18 protein-coding genes and 2 pseudogenes are annotated in these 18,955 nt (G+C 45.6%); 10 read left to right on the top strand and 10 right to left on the bottom strand.

What is annotated here, in order from left to right:
* Window positions 1–367: 367 nt before the first annotated feature.
* From deoR to M988_RS12835, 7 genes and pseudogenes are all read right to left on the bottom strand, one after another.
* Window positions 368–1,132, bottom strand: coding sequence for a DNA-binding transcriptional repressor DeoR (deoR, locus tag M988_RS12865; RefSeq protein WP_020303855.1), 765 nt, complete (start codon window positions 1,130–1,132; stop codon window positions 368–370).
* Window positions 1,133–1,410: 278 nt separating this feature from the next.
* The gene (gene ybjG, locus M988_RS12860; RefSeq protein ID WP_064574459.1) at window positions 1,411–2,019 is read right to left on the bottom strand and encodes an undecaprenyl-diphosphate phosphatase; all 609 of its coding nucleotides are present in this window, start codon (window positions 2,017–2,019) and stop codon (window positions 1,411–1,413) included.
* A 300-nt stretch (window positions 2,020–2,319) separates the two neighbouring features.
* Window positions 2,320–3,564: an MFS transporter gene (locus tag M988_RS12855; protein WP_064574457.1), complete on the bottom strand. Its 1,245-nt coding sequence runs from the start codon at window positions 3,562–3,564 to the stop codon at window positions 2,320–2,322.
* A 667-nt stretch (window positions 3,565–4,231) separates the two neighbouring features.
* Window positions 4,232–5,291: pseudogene (locus tag M988_RS12850) on the bottom strand (phage integrase).
* Between the two features lie 85 nt (window positions 5,292–5,376).
* Complete coding sequence (locus M988_RS12845; protein WP_064574455.1) at window positions 5,377–6,831, bottom strand: KAP family P-loop NTPase fold protein; 1,455 nt, start codon at window positions 6,829–6,831, stop codon at window positions 5,377–5,379.
* Complete coding sequence (locus M988_RS12840; RefSeq protein WP_064574453.1) at window positions 6,828–7,313, bottom strand: BRCT domain-containing protein; 486 nt, start codon at window positions 7,311–7,313, stop codon at window positions 6,828–6,830. The genes M988_RS12845 and M988_RS12840 overlap by 4 nt, the downstream gene beginning before the upstream one ends.
* A gap of 12 nt (window positions 7,314–7,325) precedes the next feature.
* Window positions 7,326–7,886: a phage repressor protein CI gene (locus M988_RS12835; protein WP_064574449.1), complete on the bottom strand. Its 561-nt coding sequence runs from the start codon at window positions 7,884–7,886 to the stop codon at window positions 7,326–7,328.
* A 126-nt stretch (window positions 7,887–8,012) separates the two neighbouring features.
* Here M988_RS12835 and M988_RS12830 point away from each other — a divergent pair, with 126 nt between their 5' ends.
* The 3 genes and pseudogenes from M988_RS12830 to M988_RS12820 all read left to right on the top strand — a co-directional run.
* Complete coding sequence (locus M988_RS12830) at window positions 8,013–8,234, top strand: MerR family transcriptional regulator (RefSeq protein ID WP_064574447.1); 222 nt, start codon at window positions 8,013–8,015, stop codon at window positions 8,232–8,234.
* A gap of 32 nt (window positions 8,235–8,266) precedes the next feature.
* Window positions 8,267–8,755, top strand: coding sequence for a phage regulatory CII family protein (locus M988_RS12825; protein WP_064574445.1), 489 nt, complete (start codon window positions 8,267–8,269; stop codon window positions 8,753–8,755).
* 26 nt (window positions 8,756–8,781) lie between these two features.
* Window positions 8,782–10,262: pseudogene (locus M988_RS12820) on the top strand (replication endonuclease); the annotation flags it as partial.
* A 226-nt stretch (window positions 10,263–10,488) separates the two neighbouring features.
* On the opposite strand, the gene M988_RS12815 reads toward M988_RS12820, so the two are convergent.
* A complete protein-coding gene (locus tag M988_RS12815; RefSeq protein ID WP_008812958.1) occupies window positions 10,489–12,177 on the bottom strand; it encodes an aspartate:alanine antiporter in 1,689 nt (562 codons plus the stop codon).
* Window positions 12,178–12,515: 338 nt separating this feature from the next.
* Between M988_RS12815 and ybjM the strand changes: the two genes are divergently transcribed.
* Window positions 12,516–12,914 (top strand): inner membrane protein YbjM, encoded by a 399-nt coding sequence (ybjM, locus tag M988_RS12810; RefSeq protein WP_064574441.1) that lies wholly within the window; start codon window positions 12,516–12,518, stop codon window positions 12,912–12,914.
* Between the two features lie 69 nt (window positions 12,915–12,983).
* On the opposite strand, the gene M988_RS12805 is transcribed toward ybjM, so the two are convergent.
* The gene (locus tag M988_RS12805; RefSeq protein WP_004095905.1) at window positions 12,984–13,247 is read right to left on the bottom strand and encodes a GrxA family glutaredoxin; all 264 of its coding nucleotides are present in this window, start codon (window positions 13,245–13,247) and stop codon (window positions 12,984–12,986) included.
* Window positions 13,248–13,412: 165 nt separating this feature from the next.
* Between M988_RS12805 and M988_RS12800 the strand changes: the two genes are divergently transcribed.
* The 3 genes from M988_RS12800 to rimK are packed head-to-tail and all read left to right on the top strand — an operon-like array spanning window position 13,413 to window position 15,339.
* Window positions 13,413–13,718, top strand: coding sequence for a DUF1418 family protein (locus M988_RS12800; RefSeq protein ID WP_004095904.1), 306 nt, complete (start codon window positions 13,413–13,415; stop codon window positions 13,716–13,718).
* Window positions 13,702–14,424 (top strand): oxygen-insensitive NADPH nitroreductase, encoded by a 723-nt coding sequence (gene nfsA, locus M988_RS12795; protein ID WP_064574439.1) that lies wholly within the window; start codon window positions 13,702–13,704, stop codon window positions 14,422–14,424. Before M988_RS12800 ends, nfsA begins: the two co-directional genes overlap by 17 nt.
* A gap of 27 nt (window positions 14,425–14,451) precedes the next feature.
* Window positions 14,452–15,339, top strand: coding sequence for a 30S ribosomal protein S6--L-glutamate ligase (gene rimK / locus M988_RS12790; RefSeq protein WP_020303854.1), 888 nt, complete (start codon window positions 14,452–14,454; stop codon window positions 15,337–15,339).
* Here the strand turns inward: rimK and M988_RS23045 are convergent.
* Window positions 15,336–15,635, bottom strand: coding sequence for a DUF4250 domain-containing protein (locus tag M988_RS23045; protein ID WP_008812963.1), 300 nt, complete (start codon window positions 15,633–15,635; stop codon window positions 15,336–15,338). The genes rimK and M988_RS23045 overlap by 4 nt on opposite strands.
* Window positions 15,636–15,672: 37 nt before the next feature.
* Between M988_RS23045 and M988_RS12780 the strand changes: the two genes are divergently transcribed.
* The 3 genes from M988_RS12780 to potG all read left to right on the top strand — a co-directional run bounded on the left by M988_RS12780 (window position 15,673) and on the right by potG (window position 18,951).
* Entirely contained in the window at window positions 15,673–16,164 is a 492-nt protein-coding gene (locus M988_RS12780) for a type III secretion system chaperone family protein (protein ID WP_004095896.1), read from the top strand.
* 393 nt (window positions 16,165–16,557) lie between these two features.
* Window positions 16,558–17,664 carry a spermidine/putrescine ABC transporter substrate-binding protein PotF gene (gene potF, locus M988_RS12775; protein WP_064574438.1) on the top strand — a complete coding sequence of 369 codons (1,107 nt, stop codon included), beginning with the start codon at window positions 16,558–16,560 and terminating at the stop codon, window positions 17,662–17,664.
* 153 nt (window positions 17,665–17,817) lie between these two features.
* Window positions 17,818–18,951, top strand: a complete 1,134-nt coding sequence (gene potG, locus M988_RS12770) for a putrescine ABC transporter ATP-binding subunit PotG (RefSeq protein WP_008812965.1) — start codon at window positions 17,818–17,820, stop codon at window positions 18,949–18,951.
* Window positions 18,952–18,955 lie beyond the last annotated feature (4 nt).

Below are 18,955 nucleotides of genomic sequence, written 5' to 3'. Positions count from 1 at the left end.
CAATAGTTATAGTAAACAGGTAAATTATGAGCTGGTAATAACATAACTAACTGTTTTTGTATGATTTTATTCTTGTGTGAATTTAGTACAACGTTGAACATAAAATATGCGTATCAAGCATGGTAATTATAATAAAATAGGTTATTAAACTAGAGTGATTAATAATCAATAGTCACGAGTATAAATAGAATTGGCAATTAAGTATGACTAATTAACTCACTGGTAGTAAAGGAATTGGCTAGGTAGGAATTTGTGAATGGTAAATAATTGAGCTTTAAAATAGGGCAAAATGACTACAGCTCAATTAAAATTGAAACTGTAGTTCATAAATTTGATTATCAAAGTGATACTACGTAAAAAATAGAAATTAGCATAATAACTGTACGTTTTTCAGGATCAGGAACTGGCAAATCTCTGAACGGGGGGCTTGATCGGTGACCAGAATGGAAAATTCGGAAAGGGGGGCGATCCACGCGGGCTTGACCTCGCCAAACTTGCTGGCATCAGCGATCAGCACTGAACGGCGGGCTCTTTGAATGGCTTTTTGCTTAAGTGCTATCTCGTCCAGATTAAAACAGGTAGCGCCTTGTTTTGGCGTAATGCCTGCCGCAGAGATAAATGCAATCGTTGGGCAAAGATTGTCTAACTCGCTGCTGATGCCGTTTGGCACAAAGATGGCGCTGTCAGGGTTAAATGAGCCACCGCATAGAATCACTTTGCAGTTTGGTTTGGTGCGCAGCGCCATGAAGGTATTCAGGGAGTAGCAGACCCCCGTGAAGCTCAGTGATTCATCCAATGCATCGATAATAAATGGAACCGTTGTGCCGCAGTCAAAAAACACCACGTCGTCTTCCTGCACTAATTGAGCAGCGAGTGTGCCGATGTGGCGCTTCTCTTTAACGCGTTTTTCTTGCTGGTCGGTCACGAAGTAGCGAGCGCTTTGGTGGATTTTGGGATCCAGTACCACATATCCTCCCAACAGCACCACATCGCTACTCTGTGAAGCTAAATCGCGGCGAACCGTCATCTCGGAAACATTGAGCAACTCGGCGGCATCTTTAAGATGCAGTTTATCTGTTCGTTTGAGCGCCTGTGATAAGCGGTTAATACGATCGTAACGCCGGGTTTCCATAATTTTTCTCAATAAAGTGGCCGGAGCAGAAAGCATAATCCGGACAAAGATAATCGGGATGCCTTTTCCCATGAGATTTTGGGTAAGGTACAACAGTTCCAACAATACGCTGGATGAGATAAATGCGACTACTTTCAACGAATTCAAACTTTCGCGAGGTTTTTTATCTTACCTCTGTGCCTGCCGAGGCGCAAACCTGCAATGTTGTCAATGTCGTGCAAATGTAGTGTAGCAAACACAAAAAAGCCCGTAGAAACGGGCTCATAGTATGTATTTGGTTATTGTCTCACCCAACCGCGACGAATAGGGAGCGCAAAACTAAACTGATAAACTTGGTATAGACGATTCACTATGCCTTGTCCGATCACGCCCCATAATAGCTGAGTGACAGCACAGCTCATTAGGCCAACTAAAAGCCCTCCTACCATGTCTAGCGGCCAATGTACGCCAAGATAGACACGTGACCACGCAATGCCTGCACCTAAAACGATTAATAGTGCGCCAAGCCAAATTCGGCGATACCAGAAAAGGAAAGCCAGTGCGAAAGTGAAAATACCGGTGCCGTGGTCGCTTGGAAATGAATTATCTGGTGCATGTGGAATGAACTGGTGACCAAATCCATCGACAAAGGGCCTTGCGTGAGGAAATACCATGCCGATAACACGTGAGGCTAATAAGGCAAAGACGAGAGCGAAGGTGGCTTTCGTTGCCAGAGTGCGGTTTTCTGCCATCTCTTTACGTGGCCCCCATAGCCAAAACCCAACAATGAGGATGGGGACTATGGCGATAAGATCGTTGGCAAAAAACTTAGCTAGCGTGATGAGCCAAGCAGGGGAATTTGGTGTAGCGTTCACCAGCAGAAAGAACGCTTGGTTAAACTTTTCCATATACGTCTTACTCTATTAACAAACCCGAAATAGGCAATCTCGATAAAAAACGACTTTCATCGAACAGAGCCTTACAAAGCCGAGCCGCAAGATCACATTGATCCGCATCAGTGACGGCAAAAGGAGGCATACAATAAAAGTCGATGTCGAGGGAGTAAAGGCTAGTAATCCTAAAGTTTGCAATAAGTGCGAATATTTGAATTTAAGATTAAAAAGTTGCGCGTTACCCCATACGCTCACCTTAACAATTGCAGCTTAAGGGAACATTAAGGGGGTAACGCGATATATCATTTCAAGTTATCAGTAGGCTCTAGCTGGTGTGGTCGGGAATATTAAACCAATAGCAATGGCGCTGAGCGCAGGAAATAATGCCATAAAGAACCAAGGCAATCCTGCGAGCGTCAGGCTATGTCTGGTCGACTCCATCAATTCACCGACGATAGGGCTACCCCCCAACACGGCAATTCCCCCGCTGAGCGCTAATGCTTGATAATAAGGCGCTGTGTCATTGCCAGCAGCAAAGTAGGTCACGATGCGTTTGGCGGCAGGAACGATAAGGAATTGCCCACCATTGATAAAGAATACAAACATCAGCAACGGCAAATATCCATGCCAGCCCGTTGTCTGATGACGTATGGCGATAAATGCCATATAGAGGAAAGCCAGAGACAATGTTGCAAAGCCCATGACAAGCGCTTGGCTCTCTTTTTTGCTGGTGAAGTTACGTAGACCAATCTGAATAAGCAGAGATATCAGTACTGAAAATGCAAACAATAAGCCAATGTATTGGCTCTCACCGCCTAGATGCCGAATCGTGAGGGGGAGCGCTAAAAACAGCTGGCTGTAGCTAAACAGATAGCTGCTATAGGCCAATACAAACAGTAAGAAACGACGGTTCTGCAACACGGTTTGCCACGTAATTTTCTTATCAGGCATTGCGGGATAATAGAAACTCGCGGGTAATTTTTTCGCAAGCCAAATCATCGCTACCACGAAAATCAGAACGCCTCCCCATGCAAGAACGTGAAAGCCAAGTCCAACTAACCAAAGACCCAACAATGGCCCAACGATAGAACCTAATTCACCTGCAATGGACACTGAATTCTTGAGCTGCTGCACTTTCTCTGTTTTTAGTTTGTGGTCACCTAGACCTGCTTCATTCATCAGCAGGTTTTTTGCTGGTGCAAATAGGGCACCGCCAATACCGGTTAAGAGTGCTCCAGTGATCAGGAGATTAGGCTGGCTCGCTAACGCTAGGCACAAGAAGCCGCTGGCTTGCGTAAAGCAACCCAGCAATAAGAGGTTCTTTCCACCAATCGAATGCGCCAGTTGGGTACTTTTTATATACATCATCTGTTGTGCGAAAAAACGCAGCCCGACGACGAGCCCAATAATCTCGCCAGATAGCCGCAGAGAGTCGTGCATAAACAGCACGAGGAAAGGCACCACAAGATAAAAGGCACCGCTGAAAAGTGACTGGCCAGTGATGAGGTCACGCGGGTTAGCGTACAGAGGGATTGAGACAATTTTATTTTTAGTCTTCATAGAATTACCAATAATGAGTGAACGTCCTTAAGGCACTCTCTGTGCAGAGAGGTCGCTTCAACCCGACTCATCGTGAGAACGGCTCTAATTTACAGTTCATTCAAACACGCCGATGTTAAACACACAGTATCGAATGCAGGTTTGACTGAAAGAACAGGACTTAGGGTATAGCGATTAACTTAAGCCAACATTAAGGAGTGACTAAGTCGGTGCGGAGCGTTTTTATGATGATCAGACATGTTTGTAGATAGAAGGATGCCGTCGCTGATGAGGGGATAGTTAATTGTGATGTCCAGCATCGCGTGCGTAATATTTTACTTTTTGCCAATGTAGTGAAACAGAAAGTTAATGCTGCCGAGGTGGGGGGATTGTGCACTATATTTATCGTTTTAATTTGTTTTTTATCTGACTAATGATTCGCTAAACTTATTAACTGCATTATTCTTCGCGATCAACTTTCTTCCCTACAAACCTTTAACCATGTTGGTATTTTTCATCTCTGGAGATGCGTGTTTTCTCTGCTGTCACTTGACTTAAATGCAGGCTGTAACTCATTGTTTTATATGGTTTTAAATTTCAGGCAATAAAAAACCCGATAGTGATAGCAGGCCTTGAAAATCAATAAGTTACAATAAATTCAAACACTTGATTCAGTGATGATAGGTGGTTAAATGTGGTGTTTTCCAACTTCTGCTGCCATTTTGCTGCCACTTGTCATCGTTGCCAGTGGGTTGAAATGCAGAGCAGTATCGAGGTGTTCCGGTGCAAAGTGTGCATACTTCATCGTCATTTTAATGTCACTATGTCCGAGAATTCTTTGCAGTACCAGAATGTTTCCCCCGTTCATCATGAAGTGTGCTGCAAACGTATGGCGCAGAACGTGAGTCAGTTGGCCACGGGGGGAGAGTGATGCTAGTTTGCTCAATTAATGCCATAAAACTGAAATACAGATCATCAAACAGTTTGTCTCGTTTTAAGTCGTCTACTTCTTTGTAGAGTGTTTTACTTATTGGAACACTACGATTTTTTTTACCTTTGGTTCTGGTGTAGGTAACTTTGTATGGAGAGAAGTGGGAACGTGTGAGATTTTCAGCTTCACGCCAGCGTGCTCCAGTTGCAAGGCATATACGGATTAATAGCGATAGATCTTTTTTAGCTGAGAACTTAGCCCTATCAAGAAGTTCTGTAATTTGCTTATGGGTTAGCCATGCCATCTCTTTTTCAGCTATCGTAAATTTACGCATGTTTTCAAGTGGGTTAGGTAGTTTCCATTCCCCTAATCGGATAAGTTCATTGAAAGCGCCACTTAGATAGTTTTGCTCTAGATTTACGGTGACAGGCGCAGCACCTTTGCTCCACTTTTCGGAGAAAAAGATTTCTCCTTTGAGCCGTTTATTTCGGTAGTGGGCGAAGTTTTTGGCTGTGAATTTGCTAGCTATAGGATCTCCTAGAGCCTCTACCACTAAATCCATCTTCTTGCGTGTACGTTCACCAGCTGTCAGTGATTGACCGTGGAGGTTGTACCACAACTCAACGATGTCACTTAACCGGCGGCGATCCTCAACCTCACCCAGCCAAGGCTTATCATTCACCTCAGACATAATGAAACGCTCATAGGCTAAGGCTTCCCCCTTAGTCGCGAACAGTTTGCGAATGCGGCGGTTGTCACGTCCACTGGGGAAACACTGGCATAGCCATTTACCTGATGATTGTTTACTTACTGCCACAAAAAAGCCCTCATGTCTGAGGGCTAAGTTTAACTGTATATAAAAACAGTGGTCAATGTTTGTAGATAAGTGAAATATACATCTATTAAGAGATTAGAGTGGAAAGCTCAACCAGCTCAAAATAGTTAGAAATCGGCAATTCATTATTATCAGTTTTAGCTCTTGTCGACGCTATTTTTAAAAGTGGCATCAAAGTGTTGTCATTTGGTAATACTCCAGCTGACCAGTGTAATTTTTGGTTTCCTTGTTCTGAATATGGGTTTTTTATATTTATTACATCTATTGAAATTTTAATATAATGAATTATATCTACCGTTATAAATTTGTGCCCTAGACGGTTCGGGGTAGTATACCCATTTTTTGGTGCGAAACTTGTAACCCCTGTTACCTCAGGCGAAAGGTTGAAAGAAAGGGTTACTTCCTTTTTTGGTAAGGTTTTTTTTAATAATATGTTGTGATCATTTTTAATTTCAGAGTATAAAGTATTATTGTTTTCAGCTAAACATATTAGAATAAGAAGTAAATAACCATTTATATTTATATTTTGTGTTAATAGTAAATCGCAAAATTTTTCATAGAATTTAATTGATTCACGAAGGCTTATACTTAATGACTGAAAAATAGAACTACATGATTTAATGAAAAAATCAGTATCGGCCGGTTGTGGGTGGAGTTTGTGCTCAAAACTATCAAAACTTAATAACACCGTATCAGGACTTTTTTGTTTTAATAATTGCTCCATTGATGGCGAGGGTAAAATAAATCTTCTGTCAAAAAAACGGCTTAAATAATGCGAAGCATCAAACTCATTCCCATAAATAACTTTTATTGAATGCTGGAGTTGATTGGTGTCTGTTGAAATAATGAAAACAACTCCTTTGACATCGAATATATGCTTTACTATTTCCAACAGTTTTATCGCATAACTAGGGCGGCAACGATCGAGTTCGTCAATAAAAATGTAAATTGGGAGGTTCTTTTCCATTGCATCTCGGTTTTTTATTAACTGAACCCATTCTGAAATATCTTTTTTTATTTCTAATATTGCATTGTTTTTACTATTGTGAAGCTTTATTAAACCCTCGGTAATTCCCTTGGCAGCATCACCTAGTTTTGTTGTTGTAGCGCCATTTATAACCTCTTTGATTAATAAAGGAGCAATATCCTTAAAGAGGAAAATTAATTTCCTCTCAACTTTTTTAGAAATAGTGATGAATTTATCTGACTGCTGGCCAAGTTGTTCTATAATGCAAGAGAATATAGCTAGCAAAGGATCATCTGAATAGTCTTGTTTCCATGCATCGATATACACTGTTGGGTGAGCGTCTTTTATTGTAGATGCAAGCCTCTTCACGAAATGAGTTTTTCCTGCCCCCCATTGTGCATTTATATTAAGTGCGAAATGGCTATCTTTTCCTCTAACAGAGGATATTTTGTAAATATATTCCGCATACTTGTTCCTCTCTAGTAAATCTGCTGATATTTTTTCATCATTGAAATCAGTTTCATTACTCCAGTCCCAGTTTAGAACAGTGGTCATTGATTTATCTCCAGCTCACCAGTATTGATCAAGTTAATAAACTGATGAGCATCGAAGATAAGTATATTCATATCTCTTGCACTTCTAACTTTTGTTGGCCCTGCATTATCCCCACAGCACAAAATCTGTAATTTCTGTGTGACGGACTTTCTCACCAACATTCCATTATCGGCAGCTAGTTGCTCAAGTTCTGCTCGTTGGTCTTTTTTGAAACCAGTAAAACAAACATCAAAGGTTTCTTTTATTTTCTTACTAGGGAAGTAACGAGTTACATCAATATCGCGGATATAAATTTCTTCATCTTCAGGTAGAGAGTCTAGATCTTGAATGACTCTATCTTTACGGAATGTTTTCAGTTTACCGTGTTCGCTATCCAGCAGGCTTATGCCTTGAAAATAAGTATCATTTTCCGTGACATCATGAATGTGTTGAACGCGTATTTGTTTATTAGAGTTAACGTATAAAAAAATCCTGCTTGCCACGGACTGCTCCTTTTATTTAATACAATTTATAAGCACTTTTGCGATGATATTGATATCTGTTAGAGAACACTCGAAGGGGATTTTCCCACCTTCAACACGGATACGATTAACCGGAAGGCGAGCTAATTCACGAACACTAATCTCGCCATCGATATCGACAACCCACTTACCATCGCGGACATCTTCAAACTGGCGTTCACAGATATGCTTTGCATCTTGCTCAACAATAACGATAGGGTTCTGCAGTTGTTCAGGAAGAAAAGACTTATCGAATAGATAGAAGCCATCGTCCTGTAACTTTCCATTTATGAGTTTTGATTTTGGAAGAGTAGAAACATCAATGTCACCCACGTCTTGCTGTGGGCCAGCACCAAACGCGATCCAGCGTAAAGACATTCCTGTTTCTAGCGCGCACTGAATCACCCAATCTGAAGGGAAAGAGTCACGCATATAGCGCGTCGCTAATGTGCTTTTAGACACCCCAAGCTGATCGCAAAGTTGTTGCCGAGTCTTGAAACCATACGCCTGAACCATTCGTTCAATTGCGCCACGCCCGCCATTCGTTAAATCCATAAATCACACCGTGTGAACTTTTGTGTTGACGATTGGTCTGTGTGATCGCAAGGTTTTCATGGTCACATGAAGTGAACTATCACTATTCACCAGAAGTAATCACCTCTAAACGGGGAATGTTGCACCATGAAAACTAACATTTCAATCACCTTGCTTACACCGCATGTCTCAATTGAGAGATATAGCGAATTAACAGGGGTTCCGGTCGATACCATCAATGACATGCTTGATGATGGTCGGTTGCCTTGTCACCGCCTCCGCAAAGATAAAAAACGAGAAAAAGTCATGATCAACATGGCTGCTCTTACCGTAGATGCTTTATCTAATTGCGAACTCTCCATTGGTTAGTTCGATATTGCGATATGTTCGGAGAAGCAACCATGTTTGATTTTAAAGATTCCAAACACGCACAGTTCGATGAGGCTTGTCGTTCTTTCGCCTTACGCCATAAAGGTGAGCTGTCAGCGATTGCTGATCGCGTGGGTATGAACCCGCAGATGCTGCGTAACAAACTAAACCCAGAGCAGCCGCACCAACTGACATGCGTTGATGTTATGCGCCTGACGGATGAAACCGAAGACCCGACGATTTTGGATGGTTGGTTGGAGCAAATGCAGTGTCATCCCTCTGTGCCATTAAACGAGATTGCAGGGGAGAACATTCCTGTTTATGTCCTAAATGCCACCGCTGAGGTTGGCAAACTGGCCGCAGATACCGTGGCCGGTGGTCACATGAACATGACCCGTTTGGCTGATTTTAAGCGCACCGTTAATTCAGCGGTTCGTTGCTTAACGCTAGCAGGTATCACCATGCAGGCGCGTGTGCAGTCTAATCCCACCTTAAGCGCACATTGCCACGCCTTGAATTAGTCACTAAGAGCTACCGCCTGCCAAAAATGACAGAGGGGAATGCCTCCCTGTTTGGCCGTTTTAATAAACTCCCTGATATGTCCCGCGCAGATGTTGAATTGCTGGCGGAAGACACCGCTACCTATATGCGGCTTGAGCTGGGATTTATTAGTGACCAAATGCCAGAAGCCAGTGATCTGCGTCTGGGGTGGGCGATGTATCAGCGCGCCGGTGCTATCACGCAGCAATTGGGCCAAACGCCGCCGTTATGGGATCGCATTAACAACAAGGTCTTTATTGAGTCGGAGGCCAGTTCAGCGATTTTCCGAATGACGTCACCAACGTGGTGGCGTAATCACTTACGTCGGAAGTCAAACGAATGGCGTGAGCATTTGCAGATTGCGCTGCGTAACGTCAGCAAAAAAGCAACCCCTACGCCAGTCGTACCACAATAGGCGAATGGCGGGAACAAAAACGCCGTACCCGTGAATTCTTGAAAGGCATGGAACTGGAAGACACCGAAGGCAACCGCATCAGCCTGATCGACAAATATGATGGCAGTGTGGCAAATCCGGCGATCCGTCGCTGCGAGTTAATGACTCGTATCCGTGGCTTTGAAAATATCTGTAATCAACTCGGCTATATCGGGGAGTTTTATACCCTGACCGCACCGTCTAAATATCACGCCACCACGAAAGCCGGTTACAGCAATAGCAAATGGAATGGTTCGAGTCCTGCAGACACGCAGCGTTATTTGCGCAGCGTTTGGGAACGTGTGCGGGCCAAGTTGCATCGTGAGGACTTGCGGATTTTCGGCATTCGCGTTGCAGAACCCCATCATGATGGGACTCCGCACTGGCACATGCTGATGTTTATGGAGCCAGAGAAGGTGGATCGCGTGCGTGAGATTTTGCGTGATTATGCCTTCAAAGAAGACAGCAAAGAATTGAACAGCGATAAGGCCAGAAAAGCGCGTTTTCACGCGGAGGCCATCGACCCTGACAAGGGCAGCGCCACAGGTTATGTGGCGAAATACATCAGTAAAAATATTGATGGTTATGCGCTAGATGATGAGCTGGACGATGACACCAAACAACCGTTAAAAGAAATGGCTCCCGCCGTATCGGCGTGGGCTGCACGTTGGCGTATTCGCCAGTTTCAGTTTATCGGTGATGCGCCGGTATCGGTTTATCGTGAACTGCGCCGCATGGCTGATCCTGAAACTGCGCTAGGTCTAAGCGTTGAGTTTGCGGCTGTGCATGATGCGGCTGATGTGGGCGACTGGGCGGGATATATCAACGCGCAGGGTGGTCCATTTGTTCACCGTGACGATCTGGTGGTGCGTACTTATTACGAACAGGCTGAGGATTTGAACGAGTACGGCGAAGAAACGACACGCATTAGAGGTGTTTTCTCTCCTTCTGTTGGCATGGACATCCCAATGATTACCCGCACGGTGCAGTGGAAGATTGTGCCGAAGCGTGCCCTTGATTTGGCCATTGACCTTTTGGGCGCTCCTGCGCCCTCTTGGCTTAAATGTAGGCTGTAACTCATTGTTTTATATGTGTTTATATTTCAGACAATAAAAAACCCGATAGTCTTGAACCTAAGTAGGCGGGACTATCGGGCTCCTCAATATGGGGAACATCAAAGAAAAGCAGTGGCACTAATTAAGACTTTGCGGAGGCTAGAAAGTTTCAGGCAAAGTGAAAAAAATCACATTTTTTCTTTTTTGCCTGAATTATAAGGTTTTCTTATCCGCCGAGGCCTGGCCAAATGATCACAATCAGTGTACCGGCCAGCGTGAGCAGTACGTTAGCGATGGCGTAGGTGCCTGCATATCCCAGCGCAGGAATATTACTGCGTGAAGCATCGCTGATGATTTCCATGGCCGGAGCACAGGTTCTCGCCCCCATGATTGCGCCAAATAGCAGCGCACGGTTCATACGCAGCACATAGGCACCAAACAGGAAGCAAATCACCACCGGCAGTAAGCTGACAACTAAGCCGGAAAGTAACATCTGTCCACCGATTTGCCCTAGCCCGTGGTTCATCCCTGCGCCCGCGCTCAGGCCGACACCGGCCATAAACACCATCAAGCCGAATTCCTTCACCATATTCAGCGCTCCCTGCGGGATGTAGCCGAAAGTAGGGTGGTTGGCGCGAAGGAAGCCAAGCATAATGCCTGAGAATAGTAGCCCAGCAGCGTTACCAATACCGAACGAGAAGTTACTGAACTTGAAGGTGATAAGGCCAATCATGAGGCCGATAATAAAGAATGCGCAGAAAGCCAGCAGATCGGTGACCTGACTGTGGATAGATATAAAGCCGATACGCTCTGCTACGCTTTTCACGCGGCGGGCATCACCACTGACTTGCAGCACATCACCTTTGTTTAAAACGATGTTGTCATCGATAGGCATTTCAATCTGGCTGCGGATAACGCGGTTCAAGAAACAGCCGTGGTCCGTCAGTTTAATTTGGCTCAGACGCTTGCCCACGGCATTGTTGTTTTTCACCACGATTTCTTCGGTCACGATGCGCATATCGAGCAGGTCGCGGTCGAAGACTTCTTTACCGTTACGGAAGCTAGGATCTAAACGTGCATGGGCGTCAGGGTAGCCAACCAGTGAGATCTCGTCGCCAACTTGCAATACGGCATCGCCGTCTGGCGTGGCAAGAATACCGTTACGACGAATACGTTCAATGTAGCAACCGGTTTGGCGGTAAATACCCAATTCACGCAGATTTTTACCATCAGCCCAGGACACGAGCTCAGGACCAACGCGATATGCGCGGATTACCGGTAGGAAAACTTTTCGCTGAACTTCATTATCTAAACCGCGCTCGCGAGCGATTTGCTGCGCTGACGTCGGCAAGTCTTGGTGCTGGAGTTTAGGTAAATAACGAGCGCCAAAAATGAGGCTGACTAAGCCGATCAAATAGGTGAGCGCATATCCAAGACTGAGGTTATCTTGCAAATGTGCCAGAGAAGGATTGTTCGCCATGGTTTGGCGCAGCGTATCACCCGCGCCGACCAACACTGGGGTCGATGTCATGGAACCCGCCAACATACCGGCAGTGAGCCCAATATCCCAATGGAAAAGTTTACCGAAGCCTAATGCCATGACTAGCGCGCTGCCTACCATCACCAGCGCCAGCATCAGATAGTTTTTCCCATCGCGGAAAAAGATTGAAAAGAAGTTAGGGCCCGCTTCTACGCCGACGCAGAAAATAAACAGCATAAAGCCGAGATTTAGCGCCTCAGTATTGATGGCAAAGTGTTGTTGTCCAAGCAGCAGAGATACAACGAGAACACCTATCGAGTTTCCGAGTTGTATGGAACCCAGACGAAGTTTACCGAGGCAAAGCCCCAGCGCTAAGACAACGAACAACAGCAGGATGTAATTTCCTGTTAACAAACTTGCGACATCAATGTTCACGGCGAATAACTTATCGTTAACTAGCTTGCGCTTGATATGATTGACTATTGGGGATACATTCAACCATACAAAATAATAAATTTCATCTATATCTAGGGTATCCCTAACAATAGATGAAATCCCAGTACCACTCTGGTATTGGCAGATAGATTAGACGTTATCTGGACGTTCGGCCAATAAAGGGCAGAACAAAATAGAGAAGTCGTTTGCTGTTGAACACCGTTGAACACGCTAGGGAATGCTGGATCCACCTCGTTATCTGTTTCATCAAGGCTGATGAGAAGTGCGGATAGCGGTGGGTGTGTTAAATATCGCTTCTAAGGAAAGAGGGATTTTTGATGGTTATTTATAGGCGTTGGCTAGGCGCAATTATTTCATTTATTTTGGTTGTACTCCTTTTTATCGTTTTGAAACCTTGGACGAATGCTCACGGTCCGAATATTGTCATGAAAGGCGAGATTAACCTGCTGTTGTTCGTCATCCCTGGTTTTGTCGCCAGTTGTTTCTCCGTAAGCGGACGTATTTTTTATCCTTTTCTTGGTACGTTATGTGCCGTTTTGATCTCTACACTGATCCATTTATGTTATGGCACCGAATTGCGTAGCGGACTACAAATGTTTGCCTATGGCACCAGCGCGCTTTTCTGGTCAGTTTCTGGTGCGTTTTTATATTGGTTTTTGACACTGGCTTGGCAAAAGAAGCAGAAACGCTCGTTAGGTGCGGAACGTTACCGCTAATCATTCGTTATTACAGACAAAACAAAAGGGCATCCATAGGATGCCCTTTTTATCGAACGAAGATTATTTTTACTGGAACAGCGCCAGATTTTCTTTCGCGTATGCTTCGAAATCGGTGCAGCCGCCAATGTGTTTTTGATCGATGAAGATCTGAGGAACGGTTTCAACAGGTTTACCGACGGTTTTTTCCAGATCGGCTTTGGTGATACCTTCTGCATGGATATCAATATAACGGAAGTTGAAATCATCGCGTTCTTCGGTCAGTTTTTCAGCCAACTCTTTAGCACGGACACAATACGGGCAGCCCGGACGCCCAAAAATTACTGCAAACATGAGAACTCCTTGATTGATTTGAGCTTATTCACTAAATCTTGATAATGTTTAGCGCCGACTCACTTTAACTGCGTTTACTATGCCTGTTACGGCAGTTAAAAAAAAGTAGGATTTGCCTGTTACTTTGATAAATTTTGCCTATATGGGGCGTACTGGGAGAAGCCTATGAAGGCTTTAGGGGATTTACCTAAACCCGTTTTGGTCTGTGAAGCAATAGGAATGGTGCTGCTGGTGGTAGCCTATCTGAGCATTCACGATTATATTCATTTACCCAATCCGCTAGCGACACCGTTCGCTGCGGTTATGATGATTTTTGCCGGTGTCGCTTTGATGATACCGGCTGCCGTAGCGCTGATCTGGAGCCTAACTCACAGCAAAACACCGCTGTTTAGCTTAACGCCAAAACAGGACACGCCAGCGGCAAAACCTGAAGTAAAATCTGAGGAGCATAAAAATGACGCCAACCATTGATCTTCTGTGTTCACACCGGTCTGTTCGGGCATTTACACCACAGCCTATCGGGGACGCGGAGCGGGAGGCAATTTTTGCTGCAGCGCGAGCTACGTCCAGCTCAAGTTTTTTGCAGTGCAGTACCATTATTCGAATCACTGACTCTTCATTGCGTGAGCAATTAGTTGAGCTGACCGGTGGACAACAGCATGTGGCAGAAGCCGCTGAGTTTTGGGTATTCTGCGCTGATTTTAATCGTCACCAAGAGATTTTTCCTCAGGCCGAATTAGGACTGGCCGAACAATTGTTGCTGGGAACGGTAGACACGTCACTTATGGCGCAAAATGCTTTTACAGCGGCTGAGTCTCTGGGGCTCGGCGGGGTCTATATCGGAGGCCTACGTAATAATATCGATGAGGTCACTCAGTTATTAAAGCTGCCGCGAAACGTATTACCGCTGATGGGTTTATGTTTGGGCTATCCCGCAGTTGAACCAGCGCAAAAACCGCGTTTACCACAGGCGATGGTGGTGCATGAAAACCAATATCAGCCGCTGGATCGTGAATTGCTGGCGCAATATGATGCGCACATCAGTGCTTATTATCAAAGCCGTAGTAGCAACGCGCGCAGTGATACCTGGAGCGAGCAGATTAAGCGGACTCTGGCAAAAGAAAGTCGCCCGTTCATGCTGGAATATTTGCACAAGCAGGGCTGGATCCTGAGATAGTTCATCCTTAGGCTGAAGAGGTTGGCCGTGAAGATCGTCATACTTTCCCGAGATGGCTCTCTCTATTCTTGTAAGCGTTTGAAAGAGGCGGCACAGCGTCGTGGTCATCAAATCGACATCGTTGATCCGCTTTCGTGCTACATGAATATTAACTGTGCAGCGCCAAGCGTGCATGAGAAAGGGCGTAAGTTAGAACGCTATGACGCGGTGATCCCGCGCATTGGCTCGGCGATCACCTTCTACGGTACCGCTGTTTTACGTCAGTTTGAAATGTTAGGCAGTTTTCCGCTAAATACCGCGACCTCGATTGCTAAAGCGCGCGACAAATTGCATTCCCTGCAGCTGTTAGCTCAGCAGGGGATCGATCTTCCTGTGACGGGATTTGCGCATCGGCCTGATGACACCAGCGACCTGATCGAGATGGTGGGGGGCGCGCCGTTGGTGGTTAAACTGGTGGAAGGTACGCAAGGGATCGGCGTGGTTTTGGCTGAAACACGCCAAGCAGCAGAAAGCGTGATCGATGCCTTTCGCGGACTGAATGCCCATATTCTGGTACAGGAATATATTAAAGAAGCGCGCGGTGCCGATATTCGCTGTTTAGTGATAGGTAAACGAGTGGTAGCGGCTATCGAACGTCAGGCCAAGCCGGGAGAGTTTCGTTCTAATCTGCACCGAGGCGGAACCGCGAAACGAGTGACGATCACCGATCAGGAACGAGAGGTGGCGCTAAAAGCTGCCGCAACGCTGGGGCTTTGCGTTGCCGGCGTGGATATCTTACGTTCCGATCGTGGCCCGCTCGTGATGGAGGTTAATTCTTCTCCAGGTTTAGAGGGTATTGAATCCACCACCGGAAAAGACATCGCGGGCATGATGATCGAATTTATTGAGCGTGCAATAGCACGCAAGAAAAGTTAAATCTGCACAAATTGATTGGTCGCAGGTTGGTACTGATAGCCAGCCTGCGACAATCTTTCCTGTAAAACTTCAACAGAAAGATCGTAACGGCGGGCGAGATCGTCAAGCGAAGGGCATTCGTCGCGGAGTTTCATATTGATGATACTCATCAACATCAGTGGATCCATTGTGGCGTAACGCGAGAGCGGCATGGTGTATTCCTCTTTCCACAGCGATTGGCTAATTAATTGTCTTTGAGCATAGATAAAACAGGTATTTTTCCGTAAGCTATGCGCCTTTTCTATTTCTGTGTTCATTATCTCCTGTTTTATCATTTTTGTAAGGTAGGCCACTATGGATTCGCTAATCGTCCCGGATCTGGATCTTTTACGACGCTGGCTGGATCAACTGGGCATCACCTTTTTTGAGTGTGACTCCTGCCAAGCGCTACATCTGCCTCATATGCAGAATTTCGATGGCGTGTTTGACGCTAAAGTTGACATGATCGATAAGACGATTTTGTTTAGCGCACTGGCTGAGATACGTCCAACATCGCTGATTCCGCTAGTCGCCGATCTCAGTCAGATGAACGCCAGCACTCTGGCGGTGAAAGTATTTATTGATATTCAGGATGACAATTTGCCTAAGCTGATTGCCTGTCTATCTCTGAACGGCAGCGTAGGTATTACGCTAGAGCAGTTTGCCGCGTTTATGCAACAGGGTGAAGAGCAGCTGTCGATGATCATGATGGAAACACGCGCAAATGGCATGTTGTTCCTCGGCGAAGGTGAAGAAAGTGATGCCGACTATGATCCTGAAGCGGCCAGTGGGCCACTCCTGCATTAATCGTCACGCGCTTGATAATTGCTGCGCTGACTTGGTTCAACGGCACCGCGATGGTGCCGTTAATATTTATATAAAAACCTCATAAATATTCTACTAATCAATCAATCCTCCCTATATCCAACGGCATTCACCGCGAGAATGCCGCACAACATAGATGCAATTGCATAAAAAATCGATAATTGACGTTTTTTTCTTCACTGAGTAGCTGGATAGCTTATCACCAGTTATGCTTGATTTGCAGTGTATTGCTCAGATTTCCCTCAGGTTATTCCTGAAACTTTCAGTGAAAAAATATTCTCTTTATTTGATTTTTTATGCGCAAAATATCTGGTGATTACTGTTGGTAAGCGGGCTAGTGCGCGCCGTTTCTACATTATTTGGAGGGATTGACGAATGTTTAACGGGCATAAAAAGTGGTTAGTGGGGGCGATAGCTGGCGCTTTCATTGCGGCGGGGGCAACTGCGGACGATCAAAAGACGCTGCATATCTATAACTGGTCTGACTATATTGCACCGGATACCTTGGCGAACTTTACCAAAGAGACGGGCATCAAAGTGGTTTACGACGTTTTCGATTCTAACGAAGTGCTCGAAGGCAAATTGATGGCAGGCAGTACTGGATTTGATCTGGTGGTGCCATCGGCGAGTTTCCTTGAGCGCCAGATTGGTGCGGGGGTGTTTAAGCCTCTGGATAAGAGCCAACTGAGCAATTATAAAAACCTCGATCCTGAACTGCTTAAGCTGGTCGCTAAACACGATCCCGATAACAAGTATGCAATCCCTTACACCTTCGCGACCACCGGTATTGGCTATAACGTGGAAAAAGTAAAAGCGGCGTTAGGCAAAGACGCGCCGGTTAACAGTTGGGACTTGGTGCTGAAACCTGAGAATTTGGAAAAATTGAAAAGCTGTGGTGTCTCTTTCCTTGATGCTCCTGCTGAAATTTATGCCACGGTGCTTAACTACATTGGCAAAGATCCCAATAGCTCTGATGCTAATGACTACAACGGTGCGGCGAACGATCTGCTGCTAAAACTCCGTCCGAATATTCGCTATTTCCATTCCTCGCAATATATCAACGATTTAGCTAACGGTGATATTTGCGTTGCGGTCGGCTGGTCCGGTGACGTTATGCAGGCCGCTAACCGTGCTAAGGAAGCGAAAAACGGCGTGAATATTGCCTACAGCATTCCGAAAGAAGGGGCTTTAGTGTTCTTTGATGTGTTCGCGATGCCGGCTGATGCCAAAAATACCGCTGAAGCTTATCAGTTCCTCAACTACCTGATGCGCCCTGAAGTGATTGCCAACATCAGCAATCACGTCTATTACGCCAACGCTAATAAAGCGGCAACGCCGTTGGTGAACCCTGAAGTGCGGGATAATCCGGGAATTTATCCTCCACCAGACGTGAGAGAGAAGATGTTCACGCTGAAAGTGCAGTCGCCGAAAATTGACCGAGTGATCACGCGTGCTTGGACCAAAGTGAAAACCGGAAAATAAAACAGCGAAACAGTTACATAGATAAAAAGTGTGACTACGCTGAATACACAGGCAGAGAAAATCTCTTTGCCTGTGTACTTTTAAACTGCTCTTTGAGCGGTATGTGTCGATGCAGCCGGGTCTGTGTCAGGTGCGAGAGTGAGGACGTCCCGAATGAATGAAACCATCCCCCGTCAGGCGCCGAAGGTGCATAAAGCATTTGCACCTCTGCTAGAAATTCGCAATCTCAGCAAAACATTTGACGGACAGCTCGCCGTTGATGACGTTAACCTCACCATTTATAAAGGCGAAATTTTTGCCCTGTTAGGCGCTTCCGGATGTGGCAAGTCTACTCTGCTGCGTATGCTTGCGGGCTTTGAAATGCCCACCAGCGGGCAAATTGTGCTGGATGGGCAAGATCTAGCCCATGTCCCGCCTTATCAACGGCCTATCAATATGATGTTCCAGTCTTACGCGCTTTTTCCACACATGAGCGTGGAGCAGAACATCGCGTTTGGCCTAAAGCAGGATCGCTTGGGTCGTAACGAAATCCGTCAGCGTGTAGAAGAGATGTTAGCGCTGGTGCATATGCAGGAATACGCCAAGCGCAAGCCGCATCAGCTTTCCGGTGGCCAGCGCCAGCGCGTGGCTTTGGCGCGGAGTTTGGCAAAGCGCCCGAAGCTGCTGTTGCTAGATGAGCCGATGGGGGCATTAGATAAAAAGCTACGCGAACGCATGCAGCTTGAGGTCGCCGATATTTTAGAGCGGGTCGGCGTTACCTGCGTGATGGTAACGCACGATCAGGAAGAGGCCATGACGATGGCGGGACGTATCGCCATTATGAATCGCGGTAAATTCGTGCAAATCGGTGAGCCTGAAGAAATTTATGAACATCCGAATAGTCGTTATAGCGCGGAGTTTATTGGTTCAGTCAACGTCTTTGAGGGCATTCTCAAAGAATCGTTAGAAGATTCATTGCTTATTCAAAGCCCTGGTTTGACTCATCCGCTTAAAGTGGATCTTGATGCTGCGGTAGTAGAGGGCGTTCCTGTGCAGATCGCGTTGCGCCCAGAGAAGATTTTACTCTGCGATACACCACCAAAAGATGGCTGCAACTATGCGACCGGTGAGGTTGTGCACATTGCTTATCTCGGTGATTTGTCGATTTATCACGTGAAATTGCTGAGCGGACAGATGATCAGTGCCCAATTACAAAATGGGCATCGATTCCGTAAAGGAATGCCAACGTGGGGAGATGAAATCAAGCTTTGTTGGGATGCCGATAGCTGCGTTGTTCTGACGGTCTGAGGGG

The sequence above is a fragment of the Hafnia paralvei ATCC 29927 genome (assembly GCF_001655005.1).
GTDB lineage: Bacteria > Pseudomonadota > Gammaproteobacteria > Enterobacterales > Enterobacteriaceae > Hafnia > Hafnia paralvei.
The sequence above is the reverse complement of the archived record's forward strand: the minus strand, read 5'-3'. Positions and strand labels throughout refer to the sequence as shown.